The 6,341-nt window shown below is 67.0% G+C and carries 6 protein-coding genes; 5 read left to right on the top strand and 1 reads right to left on the bottom strand.

What is annotated here, in order from left to right:
- Positions 1-2,472 (bottom strand): Ti-type conjugative transfer relaxase TraA (gene traA, locus ACI2JO_RS19620; RefSeq protein ID WP_404722177.1); only part of this gene is annotated, 2,472 nt, incomplete at its 3' end.
- Between the two features lie 174 nt (positions 2,473-2,646).
- Here traA and ACI2JO_RS19615 point away from each other — a divergent pair.
- From ACI2JO_RS19615 to ACI2JO_RS19595, 5 genes are read left to right on the top strand one after another with little or no spacing between them, the layout of a single operon-like run.
- Entirely contained in the window at positions 2,647-2,973 is a 327-nt protein-coding gene (locus ACI2JO_RS19615) for a conjugal transfer protein TraD (RefSeq protein ID WP_064311334.1), read from the top strand.
- A gap of 16 nt (positions 2,974-2,989) precedes the next feature.
- On the top strand, positions 2,990-3,214 hold the full coding sequence (locus tag ACI2JO_RS19610; RefSeq protein WP_064311333.1) for a conjugal transfer protein TraD: 225 nt from the start codon (positions 2,990-2,992) through the stop codon (positions 3,212-3,214).
- Positions 3,211-3,939: an SIMPL domain-containing protein gene (locus ACI2JO_RS19605; protein WP_064311332.1), complete on the top strand. Its 729-nt coding sequence runs from the start codon at positions 3,211-3,213 to the stop codon at positions 3,937-3,939. The genes ACI2JO_RS19610 and ACI2JO_RS19605 overlap by 4 nt, the downstream gene beginning before the upstream one ends.
- A gap of 36 nt (positions 3,940-3,975) precedes the next feature.
- Positions 3,976-4,263: a hypothetical protein gene (locus ACI2JO_RS19600; protein WP_024021608.1), complete on the top strand. Its 288-nt coding sequence runs from the start codon at positions 3,976-3,978 to the stop codon at positions 4,261-4,263.
- A complete protein-coding gene (locus ACI2JO_RS19595) occupies positions 4,263-5,831 on the top strand; it encodes a type IV secretory system conjugative DNA transfer family protein (RefSeq protein WP_084445274.1) in 1,569 nt (522 codons plus the stop codon). Before ACI2JO_RS19600 ends, ACI2JO_RS19595 begins: the two co-directional genes overlap by 1 nt.
- Positions 5,832-6,341: the final 510 nt, after the last annotated feature.

The following is a 6,341-nucleotide window of genomic DNA, read 5'->3' as shown; positions in this document are numbered from 1 at the left end:
CTGTTCTTGGTGCGCCAGCACCGGCAACCCCTTGTCCTTCATCCGGTCTATATCGGCTGCGGCGCGCCCATAGCGTTCGATCGCGCGGGCCTGCGAGGGTGCCAGCGGCCGATCGGCCGCGACACGCTCCGGCGACGTCGCTTTTTCGATCGCTGGTTTCGGCCGGAAGCCGTCGAACATGCCCCGCGCCTTGTCGCGGACCTTCGCCACCACCTGGCGCGCGAGTTCCGGGAACCGGATCTCGCGCCGATCGGCGAACGCGCGCGCCTGATCCTGCTCGGGCCGGGTGTAGTCGCCGGCCATGTCCTTGCCCCGGTCGCGCGACAGGGCGCGGACGAGCTGGCGCCGATCGGCGAAGTCGTCGCGGCCATAATGGAGCTGCACGTCGTCGCGGTGCCGGGACATGCCGACATAAGCACTGTGGCGGTCCATGCCCGGGGTGGCGAGGACGTGCGCGCGATCGACCGTCACGCCCTGCGATTTGTGGAACGTCGCCGCATAGCCATGATCGACATGGGCATAATCCTTCGTGTCGAACGCGACCCCGCGCCCGTCATCGAGGCGCACCGCCATGCCCTCGGGCGATACCCGCTCGATCGTCGCCAGCGTGCCGTTCTTTACCCCCATGCCGCGCTCGTTGCGCAGGAACATGATGCGGTCGCCGGTCGCGAACTGCCGCTCGCCGCGCTCGGCCTTCACCGTCACGTCGTCGCCAAGGTCGCCGCTCGCGCGCAACCGGTCGCGCGCCTCGCCATTGAGGCTCTGCACCTCGGCGTTGGTATGGGTGAGAATGATCCGGCTCTTGCCCGGCTCGGCCTGGCGCGCGCGATCCCAACCATCGACCAGCTCGCCCCGCGCCTGTTCGCGCGTGTCGGCCGCGTGGACCATGCCGCCTTGGTCATAGGCGTGAATCGCCTCGCCGGTGCGTCCCGTCGCCAGCGCGCGCGTCGCGTCGCGTTGCCAGTCCTCGCGCTGCCGCCTGATCTCGGCGATCTCGGCTGCGCCGTGGCGCTCGGTGACGCTGCGGAACGCCGCGCCGGCCTCGATCGCCTGCAACTGCTCGGGATCGCCGACCATGACGACCTTGGCCCCGGCGTCACGCGCCTGGCCCAACACCCGCTCCATCTGGCGTGAGCCGATCATGCCCGCCTCGTCCACGACCAGCACGTCACGCGGGCCTAGCTGCTCGCGCCCCTGCCCCCATGCGTGTTCGAGACTGGCGATGGTGCGGGATTGAATGCCCGACCCGCCCTCAAGATTCTCGGCCGCGATGCCCGACAGCGCCGCGCCACGAACCGTGTAGCCCTCCCGCTCCCACGCCTCACGCGCGACGCCAAGCATCGCCGATTTGCCGCTGCCGGCATAGCCGACGACGGACGCCAGAGCCGCGTCGCCGGTGACATGATCGAAGGCGTCGCGCTGCTCGCCCGACAGGACAAGGCCTTTGGCACTGGCCGCGCCGATCGCAGCGTCACGATGCCGATCAGCGACGCCGTGCCCGGTGCGCCCCGCCAGCTCGTCGCCGGCACGCTCAAGCCGGTTCTCCACCGCGATCATGTCACGGGATGTAAACCGCTCCTGGTCGCGTCCGTCCTTGCCCAATGCGACCAGCTCGGGTGATGCGCGCACCGCGCCCATTACCTGGTCGAACTGCTCCTTGCCGTCGCTATGCCGGAACGCGAACGTCGCAAGGTCGCGGGTGGTGAATGTCGCCTGCTGCCGGGTGATCGCGTCCAGCGCGACATTGGGATCGGCGATGATCCGATCACCGTTCTCCCGCGCAATGCGGGTGTGATCCTCGATCCGCTCCGCCTCAAGCCCCTGCTCCGATCGCCGCGATGCTGCGGGTCCGATCTTGTGCTGCGGTTCAAGCGCGATGCCCTGCGCTTCATAGGAGCGATGGTCGATCCGCCCCTCAAGCCCCAGCTCGGCCATGCGCTCGTTGACGTGCGCGCTCCACGCCTCGCGCCAATCCTTCAACAACTCGGTGCTGTTCCAGTCCCGGTTCTTCTGCCCGAACCCCTCCGGCCCAACGTCGCGCATCGCCAGCATGACGTGCGCGTGCGGCTTGGGACTGCCGTCCTTCGCCTTGTCCCAATGCACGTTCAGGTCCGCGACCATCCCGCGATCGACAAACTGCTTCTTCACGAAATCACGCGCGAGCTGGACACCCTGCTTCTCGTTCATCTCGCGCGGAATCGAGAACTCCACTTCGCGGGCAAGCTGCGCGTCCTTGCGCTTCTCGCCTGCCTCCACCTCATTCCACAAGGTTGTGCGGTCTTTTAAACGCTCCGGTGCGCCCTCCGGCAACATCACCTGGGAGTGGATGACTCCCGCCTTGTTGCTAAAGTCATGATCGCGATTCAGCCGATCGTCGTGCAGCTCGGACGCGGAACGATAGGCGGCGCTCGCAACGGCGCTCGATCCGTTCGCGCGGCTCACAACCTTGGCGGAGAAGTGATAGATCGCCATGACGCTCCGCATACTGCCCTACTTAGCGCACGTCGGCAACGACGTATAAGCGCGCACTCACGATCTGCTTCGCATCTCCTGACTGACCTGGTGCCGCTTTCTGGTCGTTCTGGCTTTACCCATATGCTCGGCGCGCTAAGATGCTGCTGACCGATACGCGGAAGGGTGAAAGCGATGCGGAAGGTTCGCGATTATAATGCCGAACTGAAAGCGCTGGGTGACAAGGCCCGCGCTTTGAAGGCGAAGCGGGTCGAACAGCTCGGCCAGCTCGTTGCCGCGACCGGGGCCGATGCGCTCGACATGGAAATGCTCGCCGGCGCGCTGCTCGATGCCGTTGCGTCGAAGGATGCGGAAGCGAAGGAGGCTTGGCGCGCGAAGGGCTCCACTTTCTTTCAACGGCGCGGGCGCAAAGCTGGGCGGACTGCTGACGGCAACGGCGACAGCGCAGGTACGCAACCGGGCGCTGATCCAGCGTCTGGAAGCGGCACGGCGTCGGACTGATACGCGGGGCTGGGTCTTGGCTCGGCGCGAACGCACCCGCCACCTGATCGAGCTGGGCGGCCTCGTCCAGAAGGCTGGCCTGGTCGATCTCGCCGACGACGATCGCGCAACGATTTACGGCGCGCTGCTGGAGCTGGTCGGCCGCGCTCGCGGCGAGGCCGGCGACTCGCTTGCGCTCTGGAAGCGGCGCGGCAAACGGGCGTTCGACATGGAAAACAATGTGGAGGAGCGACTGCCTTGAATAAGATTTTGTGGGCCTTGCCGCTCTGCGTTGTCGTCACCGGCTGCGATCGTAGTCCCGTCGATCCGCACGGCCTTGAAAGCGGCGAGACTTTGTTGACGGTAACAGGCACCGGACGCACCGAAGCCGCGCCCGACCAGGCGCTGTTCACCGCCGGCCTGTCCAGCGTGGCCGCCGACGCAAAAAGCGCCAGCGCGAAGAACGCCGAAGCCATGAGCCGGATCACGGCCGCCCTTGCCCGGCTGAACGTGCCCGCGCGCGATATTCAGACGCGCAGCCTGTCAGTCAATCGCGTGGACTACGGCCCCAACAAGGGTCGCTTCGAGGCGAGCAATACCCTCACCGTGCGGATGCGGGACACAGCGCGGGTCGGTAAGGCGATCGCCGCCGTCACCGACGCCGGCGCGAACATCGTGTCCGGCCCTGACCTCTCCGTTACCGATCCCGAGAAGGCGAACCTGAGCGGCTATGATGCTGCCTACAAGTCCGCCCGCGCCAAGGCCGAGGCTTATGCCAAGGCCGCTGGCCTACGCATCGACCGTGTGCTCGCGATCCACGACGGCGGCCAGGGCGGCTACATGCCGCAAATGGGGGCAATGGATGCCCGCATGGTCGCGCCGCCGCCCGTGTCTGTGCAGGCGGAACAGGCGTCGGCGCCGGTGATGGCGGGAACCAATGCCGGAATGGTGACGGTGCGCGTGAACTTCGCGCTGGCCCCCAAATGAACGCCTAGCCGCCATGCCGCGAGAAAGGATGAAGCCGTGACGCCCCTCCTCGACCTCGATGCGATCCGCCGGGAGGTTCGCGCGCTGGAGTTTGAGCGCGGCACGCCGGCTGATGTGGCGGAATGGCGCGAAGCCGATGCCGAATCCCGCGCCAACCTCGCGATCGAGGGCATGACGCTGAGCGGGGATGACGAGGCGCTGTTCGACATGCTGCGCGACGAGGCGGTGCCCCCTCCCCTCGCCACGCAAATCATCCTCAAGCTGCTCGGGCATCCCGACGCCGATCCGGCGCTTGCGATTACGCCGCTGGAACAGGCCTGCTGATGGCTGGTCCGCTCATCGGCGGGCGGCGGCCGATCAGCTGGCGGCTCGCGATCGTCGTCTCGTTCGTCGCGGCCTATGCGACCGCGCGATGGCTGGAAGGCATCTTCGGCGTCGGGCAGATTTCCGGCACGGTGTCGTTCCTGGTCCTGGTCGGACTGATCGGCGCGACCTGGTGGATCAACAGCCGCGCCGGCAAGCGCCGGAACGAGCTGCTGGGCTCGGCCCGCTTCGGCGACCGCGCCGACGTGCGCAAGCTGGAGGCGAACGGGGATCTCCTGATCGGCCGCGCCAAGGAATCCGGCAAGCTGCTCCACTATGACGGCGCGGCGCACCTGCTGACGATCGCACCCACCCGCTCGGGCAAGGGCGTGGGCACGATCATCCCCAACCTGCTGCTGCTCGACCGCTCGGTGGTCTGCATCGACCCTAAGGGCGAGAATGCCCGCGTCACAGCCCGTGGGAGGGCCAGCAAAGGCGCTGTGTGGTGCCTGGACCCCTTCGGCGTCTCCGGGCGTCCTGCGGCCCGCTACAACCCCCTGGCGCAGCTTGATCCCGCAAGCCCGGACCTGGCGGAAGATGCGCAGACGATCGCCGACGCGCTGGTCCACGATGCGCCGGGACAATCGGGCGAGGCGCACTGGAACGAGGAAGCCAAGGCGCTGATCGCCGGCGTGATCCTGCACACCGTCGTCCACGAACCCCCTGCCCGCGCGACGCTCGCCACCGTGCGCGACAAGCTCACCCGCGATCCCGCCGGCTTCGCCGCGCTGCTGGCAGACATGCAAGCCAGCAGCGGCGCGCACGGCCTGATCGCACGCGCCGCCAACCGTCACCTCGGCAAGTCCGATCGCGAGGCCGCCGGCGTGCTGTCCTCGGCGCAGCGCCACACCCACTTTCTCGATAGCCCGCGCCTGGTCGAAAGCACGTCCGCCTCCGATTTCCGCTTCGCGGACCTGAAGGAGCGGCCCGGGACCGTGTTCCTGTGCCTGCCGCCGGATCGACTCGATACCTATGCTCGCTGGCTGCGGCTGCTGGTCGCGCAGGCCGTCACCGATATGGCGCGCTCCCCTGCCCGGCCGGAACGCCCGGTGCTGTTCCTGCTCGATGAGTTCGCCGCCCTCGGCCGACTGGAGCCGGTGGAGCGCGCGATGGGGTTGATGGCCGGCTATGGCCTCCAGCTCTGGCCGATCCTCCAGGACATGCACCAGCTCCGTGCGCTCTATGGCGAGCGCGCCGGCACCTTCCTGTCCAACGCCGGCGTGATCCAGACATTCGGGGTCAACGATCACGCCACCGCCGACATGCTCTCGCGCACGATCGGCGACACGACATTGGAATATGCGACCCTCAGTACGTCGCGCGGCACGGGCTGGGGTGAAAATCGCGCCGGTCCCTCGGAAAGCGTCAGCACGCATGTCACGGCGCGGCGGCTCGTGACGCCCGACGAGATCATGCGGATGCCGGCCGACACGCTCCTGTTGCTGCGCCAGGGCGAACGCCCGCTGTGGGCCGGCAAGGTTCGCTACTATGCCGAGCGCGAGTTCGCCGGCCTGTTCGATCCGGCGTGATCGCACACGCCGGCCCGGAAGATCGAAAAGTGAGCTTTGGGGTAGCGCCTCATCGCCCTCTCTGCCGGCGGAACGCTGAAGGCACACACCGCCAGTTTCGCTTGGCTTCTTTCGGAAGCCCTGCGGCCGATAGGCCGCTCTAGTGACGGCGTTAGCCGGCACGGATCGAAGGCGCATTGGCCGTAGGCCAATTCCGCTTGCCCTTCTCAGGTTGACGGTTTTGGGTGAGCCCTGTCGTTAAGAGATTCTGTTAAATAGGAATCGTTAAACAAGTTAAGCCGCTCAAAAAGCGGAATCTTGCTTTGTTTATCAACTGCTTGCCAGCCGGCCCGGTGGGTGAAACCCCGTGATTCGGTGTGTGATACCCCGATAGTGCGGTGGGTGATACCCCGACGCCAAGGTGGGTGAAACCCCGAGACTCTGGAGCCGAAAAGGGGCCTCCGGTGCCAGTTATCCACAGCCTGGCTGGTGGCTCCGGCATCGCCCGAAGCATGTCAGGGTTCAGGCAGC

It is taken from the genome of Sphingomonas sp. NPDC079357 (genome assembly GCF_044901155.1).
Classification (GTDB): Bacteria; Pseudomonadota; Alphaproteobacteria; order Sphingomonadales; family Sphingomonadaceae; genus Sphingomonas.
Note: the sequence above shows the minus strand (reverse complement) of the source record. Positions and strands in the feature narration are given on the sequence as shown.

Bases quoted from the DNA above. Each gene is read 5' to 3' on its own strand.
- ACI2JO_RS19615 (WP_064311334.1), top strand. From the start codon at position 2,647: ATGCGGAAGGTTCGCGATTATAATGCCGAACTGAAAGCGCTGGGTGAC.
- ACI2JO_RS19595 (WP_084445274.1), top strand. From the start codon at position 4,263: ATGGCTGGTCCGCTCATCGGCGGGCGGCGGCCGATCAGCTGGCGGCTC.